Source organism: Thalassomonas sp. RHCl1 (assembly GCF_947387555.1).
Classification (GTDB): domain Bacteria; phylum Pseudomonadota; class Gammaproteobacteria; order Enterobacterales; family Alteromonadaceae; genus Thalassomonas.
On record NZ_CANDNZ010000005.1, the window covers coordinates 168,556 to 186,738 of the forward strand.

At 47.8% G+C, this 18,183-nt stretch carries 13 protein-coding genes; 5 read left to right on the forward strand and 8 right to left on the reverse strand.

From position 1 onward, the window contains the following. Window positions 1-68: 68 nt before the first annotated feature. A complete protein-coding gene (locus QL234_RS15695; protein WP_281558763.1) occupies window positions 69-1,184 on the reverse strand; it encodes a DUF3083 family protein in 1,116 nt (371 codons plus the stop codon). 232 nt (window positions 1,185-1,416) lie between these two features. Then, window positions 1,417-2,076, reverse strand: a complete 660-nt coding sequence (locus tag QL234_RS15700; RefSeq protein ID WP_281558764.1) for a glutathione S-transferase family protein — start codon at window positions 2,074-2,076, stop codon at window positions 1,417-1,419. A gap of 198 nt (window positions 2,077-2,274) precedes the next feature. Here QL234_RS15700 and QL234_RS15705 point away from each other — a divergent pair, with 198 nt between their 5' ends. Next, a complete protein-coding gene (locus QL234_RS15705) occupies window positions 2,275-2,640 on the forward strand; it encodes a helix-turn-helix domain-containing protein (RefSeq protein WP_281558765.1) in 366 nt (121 codons plus the stop codon). A gap of 22 nt (window positions 2,641-2,662) precedes the next feature. Here QL234_RS15705 and QL234_RS15710 read toward each other — a convergent pair whose 3' ends face one another. The 3 genes from QL234_RS15710 to QL234_RS15720 all read right to left on the reverse strand — a co-directional run bounded on the left by QL234_RS15710 (window position 2,663) and on the right by QL234_RS15720 (window position 6,891). Next, the gene (locus QL234_RS15710) at window positions 2,663-3,868 is read right to left on the reverse strand and encodes a cation:proton antiporter (RefSeq protein ID WP_281558766.1); all 1,206 of its coding nucleotides are present in this window, start codon (window positions 3,866-3,868) and stop codon (window positions 2,663-2,665) included. 104 nt (window positions 3,869-3,972) lie between these two features. Beyond that, window positions 3,973-5,802, reverse strand: a complete 1,830-nt coding sequence (locus QL234_RS15715; protein WP_281558767.1) for a GGDEF domain-containing response regulator — start codon at window positions 5,800-5,802, stop codon at window positions 3,973-3,975. 210 nt (window positions 5,803-6,012) lie between these two features. After that, a complete protein-coding gene (locus QL234_RS15720; RefSeq protein ID WP_281558768.1) occupies window positions 6,013-6,891 on the reverse strand; it encodes a LysR family transcriptional regulator in 879 nt (292 codons plus the stop codon). Between the two features lie 202 nt (window positions 6,892-7,093). Between QL234_RS15720 and QL234_RS15725 the strand changes: the two genes are divergently transcribed. From QL234_RS15725 to QL234_RS15740, 4 genes are all read left to right on the forward strand, one after another. Beyond that, window positions 7,094-8,191, forward strand: a complete 1,098-nt coding sequence (locus tag QL234_RS15725; RefSeq protein ID WP_281558769.1) for an efflux RND transporter periplasmic adaptor subunit — start codon at window positions 7,094-7,096, stop codon at window positions 8,189-8,191. Then, window positions 8,192-11,287: an efflux RND transporter permease subunit gene (locus QL234_RS15730; protein WP_281558770.1), complete on the forward strand. Its 3,096-nt coding sequence runs from the start codon at window positions 8,192-8,194 to the stop codon at window positions 11,285-11,287. 347 nt (window positions 11,288-11,634) lie between these two features. Next, the gene (locus QL234_RS15735; RefSeq protein WP_281558771.1) at window positions 11,635-12,411 is read left to right on the forward strand and encodes an alpha/beta fold hydrolase; all 777 of its coding nucleotides are present in this window, start codon (window positions 11,635-11,637) and stop codon (window positions 12,409-12,411) included. A gap of 54 nt (window positions 12,412-12,465) precedes the next feature. Beyond that, window positions 12,466-13,191, forward strand: coding sequence for a 4'-phosphopantetheinyl transferase superfamily protein (locus QL234_RS15740; protein ID WP_281558772.1), 726 nt, complete (start codon window positions 12,466-12,468; stop codon window positions 13,189-13,191). Here QL234_RS15740 and cobN read toward each other — a convergent pair. Genes cobN through QL234_RS15755 form a run of 3 tightly spaced genes read right to left on the reverse strand, consistent with a single transcriptional unit; the run spans window position 13,188 to window position 18,164 of the window. After that, complete coding sequence (gene cobN / locus QL234_RS15745; protein WP_281558773.1) at window positions 13,188-17,273, reverse strand: cobaltochelatase subunit CobN; 4,086 nt, start codon at window positions 17,271-17,273, stop codon at window positions 13,188-13,190. The genes QL234_RS15740 and cobN overlap by 4 nt on opposite strands. A gap of 4 nt (window positions 17,274-17,277) precedes the next feature. Then, a complete protein-coding gene (locus QL234_RS15750; RefSeq protein ID WP_281558774.1) occupies window positions 17,278-17,634 on the reverse strand; it encodes a DUF2149 domain-containing protein in 357 nt (118 codons plus the stop codon). Then, the gene (locus QL234_RS15755; RefSeq protein WP_281558775.1) at window positions 17,634-18,164 is read right to left on the reverse strand and encodes a MotA/TolQ/ExbB proton channel family protein; all 531 of its coding nucleotides are present in this window, start codon (window positions 18,162-18,164) and stop codon (window positions 17,634-17,636) included. Before QL234_RS15755 ends, QL234_RS15750 begins: the two co-directional genes overlap by 1 nt. Window positions 18,165-18,183: the final 19 nt, after the last annotated feature.

An 18,183-nucleotide genomic window follows, 5' to 3' on the forward strand; every position in this document is an offset into this window, starting at 1 on the left:
AACAAGTGTCCGGCGAATAAGCAAGACACCGACAGGGGAACTCCTTTCGGTGCCTTTTGGCTTAATCACTAAGCGGGATAAAAACCGATATGCTGATGAAAACGCACCAACAACTCTTCTTTTGCGTACACATAGGCTAATTGCTCTGCCATCGCAGCCAGGGCATATTCAACCTGGCTTAAAAACTTACCATAGCCATATCCGGTATTGTCATGTACCGAGGCGACAAAAACTAACTGGATACAGTCAGTCAGCTTATTCCCGGACCAGAGGCTGGTGAAGCCGCTGGCGGCATGGGCGGGATTATAACCCAGCATCTGCAATTCGCCATTTTCCAGCGCCAGTTGCTGTTCACTGCGCCTGACAATAGGGATCAAACCATTGGCAACCATAGCGCCGTGGCTGAGGTGATAACGTTTGGCCGCTTCAATAAAGGCGGTTTCCACCAATTCATATAAAGGTTGATAAGGCTGGGCGACCAGTTCATCAATATGGGCAAGCTGTTTTAAGCGCCGGTTCACCGGCAAATCAACGATGGCATAGGTTAATTCATCAACATTTTCCTCAAGGTAATAACCGTCGGCGGCATACCTGTCGGTCATCGAACGCAGCTTATGGGCCTGAATGCCTGAAATCCCCTTTTCCTTGGCAAATAAGTCATAGGTTAAATGCTGATGATCGCATATCCTGACATCCTCACCCTTCAAGCCTAGCTGATCACTAAACTCATTAATGGCTTTTTTCACCTTATGGTGGAATTTTGCCGCATCAAGGCGGATATCATCACCATTGGCCAAAAATACCAAAGTGATTCTTTTCGCCCTTTTTTCCCCGTCATAATAGGCATTTTGCCCGGTATGGTATTGGGAGTTATATAAGAACAGAATTTGCTGATCCGTTTGTGCAGTCACCTTTTCCTGGCTATAGCGCACCCGGGTAAATTTATCATTGGCGACAAACTTACCGCTTTCCAAATCCAGTTCATTGTTAATATTAAAAAACAATCCTGAGATAATTTCATAGAAACGAAGGTAAGGCTGCTGGCAGCTAAGGTCAATCACACTGGAAAACCGGGCCAATAACTCATCCGTAAGATCAAATTTAGCCAATAAATATTGGTTTTCCCGCACAGACGAAGGGATATACACTTTATGCTGAGCGCTGCGTTTGCGTAGAATAGACATGAACAATTCCATTTATCAATTAAGTTTTTCGCTATTATACAAAACCCACAATATTTAAAGGGTGATACAAATCAATTTATGTCAGATTAGTGACAATTAAATGAAGATACGAATGGTTATCTTCTCCCTGCTCCTAAAAATGAACAACAAAAGCTGTCTGCAGGCCTTAACCAGAACAAACATTAAAAAATTAATTATTTGAAAATAATAGAGTTATCATCTAAAAACAGCTTTAGCTGGTTTGAACATTCGGCTTTCTGCCAATCAACTCAGGACTTGCCGGCGCTGTAGAGGCCCAGTGTGGAGCCTGGCGCAAACGGTCAAAGTATTCATTTACATAAGCAAATGGTGTCCAGTCGAAAGGGATCATCTCTTTAAAAAACTCAACATGAATTATCGAGTAATCTGCAAGGGTAATCTTATCCCCCACCATATAAGTTTTTTCTTTTAAGTGAGTGTTCAGCACCAGGGCAAACCTCGCCAGCTTATCTTGGCTCCACTCGATAAGGGCAGCATTTCCTTGCATATCCATAAAGTTAGGTTTGGCTACCGACTCAAACGCCAGAGTGCCGAAGGCCTGATTGAAGTGAGCCAGCTCCCAGGCTTGCCACCTGTTTATGTCTGCCCTTAGCGCAGGGTTTTTCGGGTAGAGGCTTTCATCCCCTGCTTTGTCGGCCAGATATTGATTGATAGCATTAGACTCCCACAAGTTCAGGTCGCCATCAACTAAGGTTGGCACCATGGCATTAGGATTTAAGGCAATATAATCTGCTTGCTGATTGTCACCGGCAAAAAAATCAAGATATTCAATGTCCACATCCAGGCCCAGGTGATTGATCACCGCCAGCACTTTACGGGAATTCGGCGAACCGACAATAGCGTATAATTTCATTTTTCTTCTCCTTGGTAGTTATGAGTTTTCTTTAATTTTGAGCCATTATCCTTAACTAAATTTAACTTGTTTTTTGCAAGTTAAATTAACCTTAGTCATTTAACTTTCTTTTTGCAAGTGAAGTTTGTTCACGTTACTATTTAACTTATGGTTGATAAAAAAACAAAAAATTGGGCAGGCTGCCCGGTACGCTTCGGCATGAGCCAATTCGGCGATAAGTGGAGCTTCTTGATCATCCGGGATCTAATGTTCAAGGGGCGTAAATATTACAATGAATTTTTAGAAGCCGGAGAAGGCATTTCTACCAATATCCTGGCTAACCGCCTGGCTGATTTAGAGCACAACGGCATTATCAGCAAGCATCAGGACAGGATAAAACGCTCGAAATACATCTATCGGCTGACAGAAAAAGGCATCGCCTTGATGCCGATGATGTTAGCGATGATCGATTGGGCAGAAAAATTTGACCAACAAACCGAGGTTCCCCCTGAGTTTATTCAAAAGCTTCGTCAGAACCCGGATAAACTGCAACAGGAGCTGTTACGCCAGTTAGAACATAATTAACCTGGAGTTGAGCAAAAGATATCTATTTATACAAGCGGTTGATAAAATTAAACAGCGGCAACTGGATCACCAGGGAATACAAAACCACACCAAACACCATGGCCTGAGTCGTCCACCAGTAACTCAGCTCCACCGGCAATGACAACACCAGGGCAACCGCCAGGGCACCGTTATAATTCCCCAGGACGATACTGTTTGCCATAGGCCCGGCGGCCACTTCCCCCCGGTAAGGTTTAAATAACCAATAGCCGCTGATACCGGCAATACACTTACCTGCGATCAAGGCAAAGATAAGGATAAGCATCGCCAGGTAGCGCTCGGTGAACATCTCTAGGGTAAAGGTCATACCGAGCAGCAAAAACAGCCAGGCATCGGCAAAGTAACCAATATTGTGCCAGCTATTTTTTATCGATTTAAAAGATGGCGCCTTGGCAAGTTTCAAGCGAAAGACGACTCCGGCCGCTAACACCGCCACCACCCCGGATGCCCCTAGCACAGCCTCCGCCAAAAAATAACTGCCGTAGGCCAAAGTAAATGTCAGTACTAAATATGACGGTGCTGACCGGCATATTTTAACCGCCAAAGTACTTAAATAACCTAATGCGGCTCCAAGCAATAAGCCGCCTAAAATCAATTTCAAGAAAGCAAAAGTCAAGTTACCACCAAGTTCATCTGTGTCTAACCCTGAGGTGACATAGATAAGCACAAAGCTAAATAACACGGCGGCCAGTGCATCGCTGATCACGGTTTCAACCTCGATCTGGCTGCGGATAGGGTTGCTCAGTTTCACCCGGGTAAAGCTTAACCGTGAACAGGCAGGCTCTACCGCAGCAATCACCGCAATAGATAAAAGCGCCGCCATCGGCGGAAAGTCGAAAGGCCGGTCCATTAAAAAATAAACGATAACGCTGGCGACAGGCACAAAAACAGCGAACAGGTAAACCGATAATCCCGCACACTTTAGCAGTTCCACCCGGCGGGCTTTTACCATAGACAAGGTCATTTCAAATAAAATCAGCGGTAAGATCCCCTGAAAGGTCAGGGTTGAGAAATTATCTGCTCTTAACAGGATATCGATGCCATGTCGGGTGAATAACTCTGAGGCAACAAAACCTACCAACAAATAACTTAACGGTTTATTTATTTTAATTTTGCCGGCAATAAACTCCGCTAATAAAAAACAAATCGCCAAAGTCAGTAGAATGGTTAACAGAGGAAATGACGCCATGAAAACAAAAATCCCGATATTCGTGTCGGTTTAAAAGTATGACGTAAGACAGGCTAAGTGACTAAAAACTTTCAAGTATGCTTGTTGTTCAGCCATGCATACGGCTAAGACTGCTCCAAAGTCAGCTGCTTATTGCCGCTACAACTGGTTTTTTTTAACAATAAGGCAAAGTCATCGGCGGCAAGGGGTTCACTGAAAAAATATCCCTGCGCATGTTCACAGCCGTTGTCCCGTAAAAATGCCGCCTGCTGGTCATTTTCCACCCCTTCGGCAATACAGCTGATGCCAAGGCGCTTGGCCAGATCGATAATAGTGGTGGTGATCGCCGCCACTTTAGGGTTGCTTACCAGTTGCCGGGTAAATGCTTTATCAATTTTCAGCACATCAATCGGTAATTCTTGCAAACACTGAAAAGAAGTGTTGCCGGTACCAAAGTCGTCAATAGCCAATTGGATATCCATATGTTCCAATATCTTGAAATCCGTTATTTCATTTCTAATGCCTTTGGTCAGGGTTTCCTCAGTTAACTCCAATTCCAGCAATTTGGCATCGATATCATAGTGCATCACTTGATCTAAAATATTTTGTAAGACCCGATTTTTCGCACACTCTTTATCCGCAACATTGATAGACATACGCACCAGCTCCAGCCCGGCGCCCTGCCATTGTGCCAGCTGGCGGCAAATTTCCCGGCGCACCCAGTCACCGAGATCTATGATCAGCTCGCTTTGCCCGGCAATCTCAAGAAAACTGTCGGGACGTAGAAAACCTTTACTCGGATGGTTCCAGCGCACCAGGGCTTCTGCCCCAACCACTTCTTTCGAAATCAGGTTAAACTTCGGCTGATAATAAAGTTCCAGCTGCTCCTGCTCCAGGGCAAGGCGTAAATCCCTTTCGATGGCAAATTGCTGGTCCACCTGCATATTCATTTCCACCGAGAAGAATTTATAATTATTACGCCCGGATTCTTTGGCCCGGTACATGGCGGAATCGGCATTTTTCATTAACTCTTCATAATCCGTACCCGAGTGGGGGTAAGTGGCGATGCCAACGCTGCAGGAAATATGTAACTCAAAACCCTGGATAATGAACTCGGCCCGTAAAGTCCGACAGATTTTTGCCGCAATGATGCCAAAAAATGCCGGTTCGCTGGCATCATCAATCAAAAGCACAAATTCATCCCCGCCAATGCGGGCCAATACATCTTTTTGCCGGATCACCTGCTTAACCCGTTTGGTTGCTGCAAGCAGTAATTCATCACCGACCTGATGGCCATAGGTGTCATTGACATATTTAAAATAATCCAGATCAAAATATAACACCCCAAATATTCTCCGGGCTCTTTCGGCATGCAGCAAGGTCTGCTCCAGCTGCTGCTGCAAGTAATTACGGTTGGGCAAACCGGTGAGAGGATCCCGCATCGCCAATTGCTGCAGTTTTTCATTTGCCTCTTCCAGGGCAATATTCCTTTCTTTGAGCAACTCATGCTCAATGCTCTTGATCTCTGCTTTTTGAAAATCAATTTGCGCCTTACGGTACTGGGCCCGGGCCAGCGCATAAAGTATCGCCTTATTCAGTACTAACGGGATACATTGGCTTTTGGGAATACAATCTGTCGCACCGGACTCCATCAGCTCTAACGCCAGATCTTCCAGCTCGGCCGAAGTCAGTACGATCACCGGGATCGATAAGGTAGGTCCGTCCTGGATCATCGCCAGCACCAGCTGGGCATTCATATCCGGCAGATCATTGCTAAGTAAAATGCAGCCAAAATTATTTTGTTTGATCACGTCAACGGCCGACTGGCCGGTCATCACCTCGAAAATCGTGACATTAAAACCGAAATCCCTGACCATAGTGCTATATAAGGCGCGTTCGGCCTCACTTGGTTCAACGATTAACAAATTAAAATGCTCGGTATGATAATGCATCATAGAAAGCTATCCTTGTCTTCTTCAGGATTATCGTGCAACAACCTTTATGCCGGCGCAGGTAAGTAAAATGCTATGCTCACAGAGCCTGTCCCATCCCTGAGCTCCGGAGTTCTTATAAGCATAGCCAGCTTATCAGAATTTGCTATTTCCTCTGCCGTTAATGGGGAAAATAAACCTTAACTCCCAGAGAGTTATTAACATTTAACCAAATTAAGGGCATAAAAAGTTTTGCCATATCATAGAAGCGACCGGACCCAAAGTATGCTCTTCCCGCCGCACCAGGCAAATTTCCCCCTGGATGCTAAATTCAAACCCTTGCGGAGTTAACGGCACCAGACGGCCATCTTCAAGGGCCTCTTCGGCCAAATGCCTTGGAATATAACCCCAGCCCAAACCGGATAACAACATTTGCTTCAAGGTTTGCATATCCCGGGTTTTCCATTTTCGTGCGCCCTTGACCAGCATCAGGTTTTCGCTGTCAAAACTGAGCTCACTTTCTTCGGACACCAGATAAACCTCAGATTTCAGCTGAGCAACATCTGTCACCGCCTGGCCTCGAAACAGTTGCGGCGCCGCCACCAGCAAGATCTCAAAAGAACCAATTTTCAAGGCTTGAAAATCACCGACACTATGAAAAGTCGGCCACCAGGGACTGATAGCCAGGTCAATTTCCGCCTTCTGTAATAACTCTAAGGCACCAAAACGTGACTCGCCGAAGACATGCAATTCGGTTTGCGGATAGTCCCGCTGGCACTTTTTCAGGACATTAAGAATCAAATCGTGGGGACAAACCGAATCATAAGCCAGGCGCACCAGGGCTTCATTGCCGCTGGCCAGATGTTGTCCCAGCGAATGCAATTGCTCGGCATTAAGCAATAACTCTTGCGCTTTTTGATAAAAGGCCTTGCCCGGGGCCGTGAGCCCTAAACGGTAGCCGCTGCGATCAAGGATCTCAAAACCATACTCGGCTTCTAACTTTTTAATCGCCATGGATAATGCCGGCTGGGTTTTATGTAAAACCCCCGCCGCCGCTTTAAGTGAGCCGTGTAAAACTATGCTGTTGAGGGTTTGTAGCTGCTCCAGTGTCATATAAATAAATTTTAACTTGATGAGAAAAAATATTAAATATTATTTTAGGGCAATTACCTTTATCATGCATTAAATTCTTTAATATCAAGCTATAGCATTCAAACGTTATTTGTTTATTATATAGTCAGGCGTTCAATAAACGGCCCAGCTGGCAGCAGTTTATTATCCCGTTTGGCTAGCCCCACTCCATTAAGAGGTTTATATGTCCGTTTCGTGCAGGCAAACATTACTATCCATCCCTATGCTACTATTGGCCCTTAGCGGTTGTAGTGAGCAAACCAATACCCAGGCGCAGACCGAAATCACCCGGCCGGTCAAACTATTTCAGGTAACAGATCCGGCAGCAGAGTCTTTTCGTAATTTTCCCGCCGAAGTTGAAGCCAATGCCGACTCGAAACTGGCCTTCAGGGTCAGTGGCCAGATCATCGAATTTCCGAAAAAAGCCGGCAATGAAGTCACTAAAGGGCAATTATTAGCCCGGTTGGATCCGCAAGATTTCAAGCTGCTGTTAGACGATCGCCAGGCGCGATACGAATTAGCCAAATCGCAGTTTGAGCGGGCCAAACTGCTGCTGGAAAAAAAACTCGCTTCCCAGGCGGATTATGATCAGGCCAAAGCCAACCTCAGCGTTTCTTTATCTTCCTTGAACAGTGCAAAAACCGATCTTGAATACACAGAACTGCGGGCACCGTTTAGCGGCAGCATCGCCAAGGTTTTTGTCGAAAATCATGAGAATGTCCAGGCAAAACAAACGATATTGACCCTGCAGACCCGGGATGTGGTCGATATCTCCATGCAAATGCCGGAAAACATCGCCTCCAGGGTGAAAAAAGATGTCCAGTATCAGCCGACGGTAATTTTCGACTCCCACCCCAACCAGGAGTTTTTAGTCACGGTCAAGGAGTGGGATACCCAGGCAGATCCCACCACCTTAACCTATAAGGTGGTTTTTTCCCTGCCGACACCAAAAACCTTTAATGTCCTGCCGGGCATGACCGCCAATATCCGTATGGATTTATCACAAGTCACTCATGACAGTGCCAACAGCTTTTTATTACCGGTCAGCGCGGTTTTTACCGGCAAAGACAGCCCGGTCAGCAACAAAATCCGCCATGTCTGGAAATATGATCCGACAAGCCAAACCGTCAGCCAGGCGGATATCACCGTCGGCAGCATCAAAAGTCAGGGCATTGAAGTCCTTACCGGCCTTGAACCCGGCGACCAGGTGGTTTCCGCCGGTGTGCATTTTCTCAATGAAGGCATGAAAGTACGCCCCTGGAACCGGGAAAAGGGTTTATAAATGAGACTGACCGAATATTCCGTAAAAAATAAAGTCACCAGCTGGATGTTTGCGCTGATCTTATTGATCGGCGGTATCATCTCCTACAACGGCCTCGGTCGGCTGGAAGACCCCGAGTTCACCTTAAAAATGGCGATGATCACCACTACCTATCCGGGGGCGACATCGGTCCAGGTAGAGGAAGAAGTTTCTTACCCGATAGAAAATGCCCTGCAGCAATTGCCTTATGTCGATTATATCACCTCCATTTCTTCGGCGGGGCTGTCCCAGATAGTGGTGGAAATGAAGCCCACCTACCGCAAGGAAGATCTCAAACAAATTTGGGATGAGCTCAGGCGTAAAATCCACGATCTCGAACCCAAGTTATCCCCCGGGATCAACAGTCCCAATGTCATCGATGATTTCGGCGATGTTTACGGTGTGCTATTCGCCATCAGCGGCGACGGCTACAGCTATGAAGAGCAAAAAGACTATGTCGATTATCTGCGCCGTGAGCTGGTGCTGGTCAAAGGCGTGGGTAAAGTCACCGTTGCCGGTTTACAGCAAGAGCAAGTGGTCGTGGAAATCGCCCGTAACAAACTTGCCGCTTTAGGCATACCGCCGAGCCGCATTTACCAATTGCTGCAAACGCAAAACCAGGTATCCAACTCAGGCAGTGTCAAGGTCGGCAGCGAATATATCCGCCTGCACCCCAGCGGCGAATTCCAGTCGGTAAAAGAGCTGGAGAATTTACTGATCTCCAACCCCGGGGCTTCCGAGCTGATTTATTTGGGCGATGTGGCCACTATCAACCGGGCTTATGCCGAAGTGCCGCAAAACATCATCAACTACAATAACCAACAGGCTCTGCTGGTAGGGGTTTCTTTCAGCTCAGGAGTCAATGTCGTTGAAATCGGCCAAAAACTGGAACAACGCCTGGCAGACCTGGAATATGTCCGGCCCGTAGGTATGGAAGTCGCTGTTGTTTATAACCAGCCGACGGAAGTGGATAAGGCGATGCAGGGCTTTATGGTCAGCCTGGCCCAGGCCGTATTTATCGTCATCGCGGTACTGCTGATCTTTATGGGCCTTAAAAGCGGCATATTAATAGGTTTGATCCTCTTGCTGACCATACTGGGTAGCTTTATCTTTATGAAGCTGTTTGCCATTGACCTGCAACGTATTTCCCTGGGCGCCCTGATCATTGCCCTGGGGATGCTGGTGGACAATGCCATAGTAGTGACCGAAGGCATATTGATCGGTCTGAAAAAAGGCAAAACAAAATTACAGGCCTCATTGGAGATCACTAAACAAACCAACCTGCCCTTACTGGGGGCAACCGTTATTGCCATCGCCGCTTTTGCTCCGATAGGCCTATCCTCGGATGCCACCGGAGAATTTGCCGGCAGCCTGTTTTGGGTACTGTTGATCTCCTTATTATTAAGTTGGATCACCGCCATCAGCTTAACACCGTTTTTCGCCGACCTGATGTTTAAAGAAACTCCGGCAAACAACCAGCAAGAAAACGACGATCAGGACGCTTCAACACAAAGCAGCGAATTATACCAGGGAGCAATATTTACCGCTTATAAAGCCTTGCTCAATTTCTGCCTGCGCTTTCGCGGCCTGACTTTGCTGGTGATGCTTGCCCTGCTCATCGCTGCCGTTGCCGGTTTTGGCCAGGTAAAACAGTCTTTCTTCCCGCCTTCAAATACGCCGATGTTTTATCTTGATTACTGGCGTTACCAGGGCTCGGATATCAGGGAAACCCAGAAAGATATTGAAGCCATCCAGGCCTATTTGCTTACCCAGGATAAGGTTGAGCAGATCACCACCACCACAGGCCAGGGAGCGCCGCGCTTTATGCTCACCTATGGTCCGGAGAAAGCCTACGCCGGTTTCGGTCAGCTGATTGTCCGGGTAGAAAGCCGGGAAGCGTTAAATCCTGTCATGGCGAATTTACGCCAATACATGAACGACAACTATCCCCAGGCCCAGTCAAAAATCAAACGCATGGAAATCGGTCCGTCCACCGATGCAAAAATAGAAGCGCGTTTTAGCGGCCCGGATCCCGATGTGCTGCGCCACTTAGGTGAACAGGCAATGGCCAAATTACATGCCGATCCAGGCGCCTTTAATATCCGCCATGACTGGCGCGAGCGCACGAAAGTGATCCGCCCTGAGTTTAATGAAGCCACCGGTCGCCGGGTGGGGATCAGCAAGCAAGATCTTGATGACTTATTGCTGACCAACTTCTCCGGCCAGCAAGTAGGGTTATACCGTGAAGGCACCCAGTTATTGCCGATTGTTGCCCGTGCACCTAAAGCAGAGCGGTTAAATATCGACAGCTTGCCGGAATTGCAGATTTACTCACAGGCTTCCAATACTTATGTGCCCATTACCCAGGTGGTCAACAGCTTTAATACCGACTGGGAAGACTCATTAATCATGCGCCGGGATCGCAAACGTACCCTGACGGTGATGGCGGATCATGATGTGCTGGGCAATGAAACTGCCGCCAGCTTATTTAACCGGGTAAAACCGGAAATCGAAGCGATACCGCTCCCGCCGGGTTATCAGCTGGAATGGGGGGGAGAATACGAGTCTTCTTCCGATGCTCAGGCTGCCTTATTTGGCGGCTTACCTATGGGATATCTGGCGATGTTTATTATCACAGTTCTGCTGTTTAACTCCCTTAAAGCACCTTTGGTGATCTGGGCAACGGTGCCGCTGGCCTTGATCGGGGTAGCTGCCGGTTTGCTGCTGATGGGTGCGCCGTTTAGCTTTATGGCGTTGCTGGGACTGCTCAGTTTATCCGGTATGCTGATCAAAAACGGCATAGTGCTGGTGGATCAAATCAACCTTGAACTCAATCAGGGTAAAGAGCCCTACCTGGCAGTATTTGACTCTGCGGTCAGCCGGGTAAGACCTGTGGCAATGGCGGCTATCACCACCATTTTAGGCATGATCCCCCTGCTCTTTGATGCCTTTTTCGAGTCCATGGCGGTCACAATAATGTTCGGTTTAGGTTTTGCAACCGTACTGACCCTGATCGTGGTGCCGGTATTATTTACCCTGTTGTATAAAATCCCTTACCAGCAGCTCAAAAAAACTTAACAATCATGAATTAACCCCGGCTCGCCGGGGTTTCTTTTACCCCACCTTACCTGAGTGCCAATAAAAAGAGTGACAAGCCCCGGCTTTTTTTTCTATCATGCACAGCCTGATGTTTTTGCAAGATTTAACCAGGGTCTGTTTATCTTTGAAGGGGATTAAGATTTTTGAGCGGTTTTTTCATATATCAAGGCAGAAAAATGGACGAGTAGTTGTTCTACATGACATTTTTCTAACGCCGATAGATGGAAAAACAGCCAAAAAGGTAATTCACGGTCAAAGATAAGCAGGCCCTAATCCGTCAGCAGTAAACGCAAAATAGTCTCTTAATTACATGGAATTTAACCCTAATGTCTAAATGGTTAGTCAACCCGAGTCCCCGTCCAAATGCCGATTTAAGGCTGATTTGTTTTCCCTATGCCGGCGGTAATGCCGCTACCTTTACCCCCTGGATAAAACAGCTAAACACCAATATAGAGCTTATTGCCATACAGGCGCCGGGACGGGCTTCACGGTTATTTGAAACGCCATATAATAAAATGGACGACTTGGTTGATGAGTTAATGACCCTGATCCCCCCGCTGCTGAATACACCAACCATCTTTTACGGCCATAGCCTGGGCAGCAGGGTTGCTTTTGAGTTAATGACCCGTCTCAAGGCACAAGGTTTACCCTTACCCGTGCATTTTATCGCCTCGGGCAGCAGGGGGCCGCAAGCAAAAGCCAAGGAAAACACCACTTATCATTTACCCGATGATGCTTTTATGGCCGAGCTGGAAAACCTGAACGGCACACCCAAGGCGGTACTGGAAAATAAAGAATTGATGGAGCTATTCTTGCCGCTGTTAAGGGCGGATTTTGAAATCGCCGAAACTTATCAATATACCTCAAACATAACCTTTGATTGCCCGCTCACCGTTTTAGGGGGCAAGCAGGACAGTAAAATAACCCAAGAACATTTACAGGGCTGGCAAGACTTTTTTGCCTTACCGGCAGATATCCAAATCTTACCCGGCGACCACTTTTTCATCGACAGCCACCCTGATCTGGTCACAGAACAAGTCAATCATATCATCGACCAGCTGCTCGCTAAGCTGCCGGCCAGAGCAATCAGCCAGTACGGATAAAGTCAGTACAAAGAACAGAGCTTACACACAAAAGAAAAGAACAGGAATTTTATCATGTTAGCCGTTAATTCAGATGCTGTTAGCGCGTTTATTGCCCCAAGCAGTTTCCCTGCCCTTGACTATGATAATAACATCACCTTAGTGGGGTATGATTACCGGCTAGCCGATTATCAGCAGTCCTTATTTTCCGAGCTGGCCATCCCCTTCCCCGCTTCCTTATCGCGGGCGGTGAACAAACGCCAGGGGGAATATCTGGCAGGCCGTTATGCCGCCATCCAGGCCCTGGCTGAACTCGGCATAAATACCCGTAATATTCCCACCGGAGAGCATAGAAGCCCGGTGTGGCCGGAGGGTATACTGGCCTCCATTACCCATACCTCAACAGCAGCCTTTTGTGTCGCCGCCAGCAAGCGGGCGATAAAATATTTAGGCATAGATCATGAAAACTGGCTGAAAGCGGATAATGTCGCCGAAATCAAAAGCAGTATTATCAATGAAAAAGAAGAAGTGTTTTTAAAACAATCTGATATGAGCTTTGAGCAAGCTTTTACCTTAGTGTTTTCCGCCAAGGAAAGCCTGTTTAAAGCCTTATATCCCGGCGTCGGCTATTACTTTGACTTTTCGGCGGCCGAAATTATTGACCTTAACACAGTCAATAACAGCTTATGTTTGCGCTTAACCGAAACATTAACGCCGGCAATAACTGCCGGCGCCCGCTTTAACGGCCAATTCATTTTTGATGAATCCGCCGTTCAAACCTTAATTTGTGAGCCCTGTTAAGCTGCTTGCTTAAGCTCAACCTGCCTTGCCCGGGTCTGGGTGCCACGCGGGATAAACCACTGCCTGAGCGCGCCGATAAAGAACACCAGCAAGAGGGCATACAGCGGCCAATAGTTTTGCTCAGCTTCACTTTTGTTCACTTCCTGCTGCTGCAGTTTCTGACCGCTGACCTGCTCCGTTTTTTGACTGGCCTGTGCCGGGACTGACTGCTGTGCCTGGGCTTTTGCCTGAGACAGCGCCTGACTCAGTAACTGCAAACCAAAACCTCTTGCCTGAGCATCAACATAGTCGGTGAACTTGTTATTGTCGGTGGCCACATCATAGGTTGCCGCCAGCTCGGTATACATTTTCACCATCTCTTCTACGGTTTGTGAATCCGCCTGCCAGTAATCCTTACGTACGGCTTCAAGCATACGTTCGAGTATCTGCGCCATGGCTTCGGGATGGCTTTGTTTGAAAAACGCTTCCATCTCCAGCTGATACTTGTCCTTGACATAAACCTCGAAAAACTCCTGCCACTGATCATCACGCACCGCCTCTGGCGTCATCACTTCCCAGCCCCACATATTGTTCATACGATCCAATATCGCGGTGGCCCCGGCATAACCGGCATCCTGCATCGCCGATATCCAACGGGGATGAAAGTAGCGGCTGCGCATTTCCTGATCAAGAAAGTCTTCCATGGTCTGGGCCTTAAGCTTGTCTTTACGGCGCAGGTTTGAGACATACATCTGCGGCGTTTTCCCGTCCAGGTGACGTACCGCTAGCCCTATGCCGCCAAAATACTGGAAAGGATCATCATTGGTCATCAGGGCATAAAGGTTGGTGGAGCGGGAAAACACCACCGCCTCGGTGCCGGATAATACCTTACTATAGAGGCCGGTATCCGCCATATTCTCACTCCAGCGCTTTTCATCCTTGCCGTAGGCAAAGCCCATACGATCCAGATACAAGTTCGCCAGCTTGGCATCGCTGTCCCAGGTATCCGATGCCAGACTCGATGCCGCTAGACCTGTGCCGTAATTACCGCTTTCATTGGAGAAAATCCTCACCGACGATAAATACTCGGCGTCCTCTGCGGACTTACCTTGTTCAAGCAGATCTTGCTTTAAAGCCTGGCTATGACGGTAGACAAAATTATTGTCTTCCTTCATTTGGGCGATTTTATCTATCGCCTCTGCCAGCCATAACATCACATTGGGAAACGCATCCCGGTACAAGCCGGTGGCGGAAACCACCACATCTATCCTCGGCCGGCTCAGTTCACTATAGGGGATCACTTCAGTGCCGGTAATATTCCCCTGCTGATTCCACTTAGGCTTTACCCCGAGGGCATGCAATATCTGCGCTTCCAGCGCCCCCTGATGACGCATGGTTTCCAGCGACCATAAAGAAAAAGCCATCTTTTGCGGATACTTGCCGTTTTTGGCGACATGATCTGCCAGCGTTTGCTCCAGCAGGGTCACCCCTGCCTGATAGGCTTCTTTCGACGGTACTTTTGCCGGGTTAAAACCTATCAGGTTGCGCCCGGTCGGCGCCGCTTCCGGGTTACGGATGGGATCGCCGCCGTGGCTGACGCCGATATAATGGCCGTTAAGGGCTGCCAGTAAATTCTCCAGCTCGGCGATTTGCTCAAAGTTAATCCAGTATTTTTTCGCCTGTAAGATATCCGCTTTAAGCTTTTCATCGAGCCCAGGGAACAAAGGGGCTTGGTCGATTTCAGCTTGCTCAACCAGGAAATGCTTTAACAGCTGATAACCGGGTAAAGCTGCCAGTTTGGTCACCTGATTTCGGTCGCGGCTGTCTTGCTCTTTTACCGCCAGGTGATTTTCCTGCTCGAACTTTGCTGCACGCTCGGTGAAGTTATCCCCCAGCATCTGGATCACCGTACTGAGCAGATGCGCCTGCTGTGGCAATAAACCAAAGGTATGCACACCCAGCGGCTGACTTTGCCCGGCAAGTTCGGTAAGGTGATCCTGGATTTGGCTGATACCGCTGCTAAAGTCAGCGTTGAGCTTAGCAACATCTAAGTCGATAGCTTCGAAGATATGCAGCTTCTCTGCCTTGGCAATAATCTGCTGTCGGGTATTTTCTTTACTTAAGCCCTGCTCCAGCATCACATAGTTGGCAATCAATTCATTAAGCTCGGCAACCTCGGCATATAAACCGGCCTTGGCAAAACCCGGGGTTAAATGACTGATCATAGTCGCGCGGCCGCGGCGTTTCGCCTGCATCGCCTCACCGACATTATCGATAATATAAGGATAAAATACCGGGATGTTACCTATCGCCAGGCTCGGGGCATCATACACAGACAAACCGCGTTCTTTACCGGTTAACCACTCCTGGGAACCATGGGTACCTAAGTGGATAAAGGCATCGGCATCAAAGACCTGTCTGGCATAGAGATAAATAGCCAGGTAGCTGTGATTAATGGGGGTCTTGGTGCTGTGATACAGGTTCGCATGTTCTTTGGCATCTTCTCCCCGAACGCCCTGGGGCATCACTATCATATTCCCCAGCGTCATGCGGGGAATGATAAAGGCGGGCTCCGAAGTTTTTTGTCCCTGTTCAGCATTATTGCCCGCAGCCGTCGTCAGCATGGCGCTGTCTTCAGGCTTGCCCCAGCGCTCGATAATAGGCTTACTCACCTCTTGCGGCAACTGATTAAACCAGGCCAGGTAAGTTTCAAGCGGTAAATAATCGGCTAAGCCCAACTCAATTAAGGTCGAAGTATCTTCTTTACGGTAATAAGGACGTAACAACTGCCCGGCGGCTTTAATAAAATATTGCGCCTCTTTATCTTCTACCTGGTAGCCCTGGGCTTTCATCGCCCGGCTGATTTGCTCAAGGGAGGAAGGTACATCTAAAAAGGCGGCACCGATATTTTTTTCACCCGGGGGATAGTTCCAGATAAAGGCCGCAACTTTTTTATCGCGGTTGTTAATATGGGCAAGGCTGGCATGATTATAGGCACGCTCAATCAATGCCTGCATTTGCGACTGCATCACTACTTTACGCCCCTGCTCGGTGGCGGCAATAATGCTCGGATCAACACTGCCGGTGTCTTCCGGCATCACCAGAAAAAAAGGCGTTAACGAAGGGGAAATACCGGCATTGTCACCAAGGAATTTTTCTTCATCTCCTTCGGTATAATTTAAGGCATGTATTACCGGTACGCCCAGTCTGGCAAACTCCTGGCGACGTTTTTCGACATAATGCAACGAGCGATAATTGATCAACAGGTTAACCCGGCTTTTCGCAGCCTCACCCTGCAGCTCAGTCATTAATAAATCCGTATAAGATAACAGCTCATCGTTTCCTTCAAAAAAGAAGGCAAAGGCCTTGGCTCCTTTATCCTCCAATCCTTTAATCATGGTATCGACCACCTGCTGCTGTTCATAATCTATCACGCTGCGGTGAATGGCAACGGCAATCACCGGCTGGTCATTTTTAACGGCCAGACTTTTTGTTTCCAGAAAAGCAAAAAAGGCGTTTTCATCCGAAGTCAGCAAACCGGGAAAACCATAGTGGTATAAACCGACATCCGGCACCGGGGCCGGCGGCTCGGCAACTTCAGATGAACGTTTAAACACGTCATGGCTAAGATAGGTCATCATGTTTTGATAATTGCTGCGCCCGGCATGCTTATAATAAGCGGCGATGGTATTTTTATGCTGTTCTGCCATCCCCTGGTTCATCGCAGCATTATCCGTGTCCCCCAGTGAAATCACCGGCACTTGCTTAAATTGGCTTAAGTAGGACTGGTATTTGCCAAACATAAACTTCGACAATTCGGGGTTGATGCCATCAAGCAGCACCAGATCCGCTTTTGACCAGATCCCGGCAATCTCTTCATCGCTTTTTCCCCGGGTTTTTATGTTGGTTAAGGTAAAAGCTTGATCTTTCGCCAGCGACAACAGTAAATCGGCCTTCGCTTTTGAGCCGTGTCCGGACATAAAGAGTAAAACTTCAGGTTTCCTCGCCTGCTCTGCAGCAAGTGCCGTTGCTTGCTGCGCCAATGACGGCGTAAGTGGCCAGAGCAGCAAACAAACCAATATACTCATTAAACGTTTTATCATTCTCTTATTCCCCTTGCGCCTGCTCGCCTTCCGGCCCACTTTTTTCCGGCACACCTTCTTCTGGTACGTAAACGAAACTACCGTCGGCCATTTTATAGGCGACACCGGCGCGCAGACCCTCGCCTGAGCCAATTTCACCATTGGCCTTGTATTCTTTGATTTCTTTACCTTTTTTCACAATGACTTCCATATTCGGTTTACCGGCATTTTTCACCACGGTGACATCGTCTTCGCTAAAAACATTAAGCGGATTTTGCGCCAGTGCAATCAGCAAAGCGGCGATGATCACCAAAAATACATCCACCAGGTTCACCGCACTGACAATAGGGTTGAGCTCTTCGTCTTCTTCTAAAAACCGCATCAACACCTCCCCTTAAGCTTGCGGATGTTGATCAATTCATCGGCACACCAGCGCTTTTTCACACTCGCCGGCCAGAAAGTTAATGAGGCAATCACCAACCCCCAGATAACAGCAGCAAAAGCGATGATCAGGTTTTCACTGATCCCCTGGATATTGCCGTCCGCCAGTGCCTGCAATGCCGGTCCCATAGGGATCATGGTGGCAATCAGGCCGAGCATAGGAGCGATACGGGTGACGATACGCAGAGTTTCCAGCTTTTTCAGGGCATATACTTCCAACTCATCTTCACTGGCCTCTGGGTTGTTAACAAAATAATTATGTACCGGATACCCCTTAAGCCAGTCGGTTTGCCCCGTCTGCACCTGCATCACATAAATAGGGGCATATTTTTTACGCAGCGAATATTGCCCGAGAAATCCTCCCAGGGCATAAATGGCATAAATCAACAAAGCCACAATAATTAAAATAACCGGCGCCATCAGCAAATGTGACAACTGCGCCATGATATTTTCCAGTGATTGAATGTTCACAAAATGATCCTCTAAACGG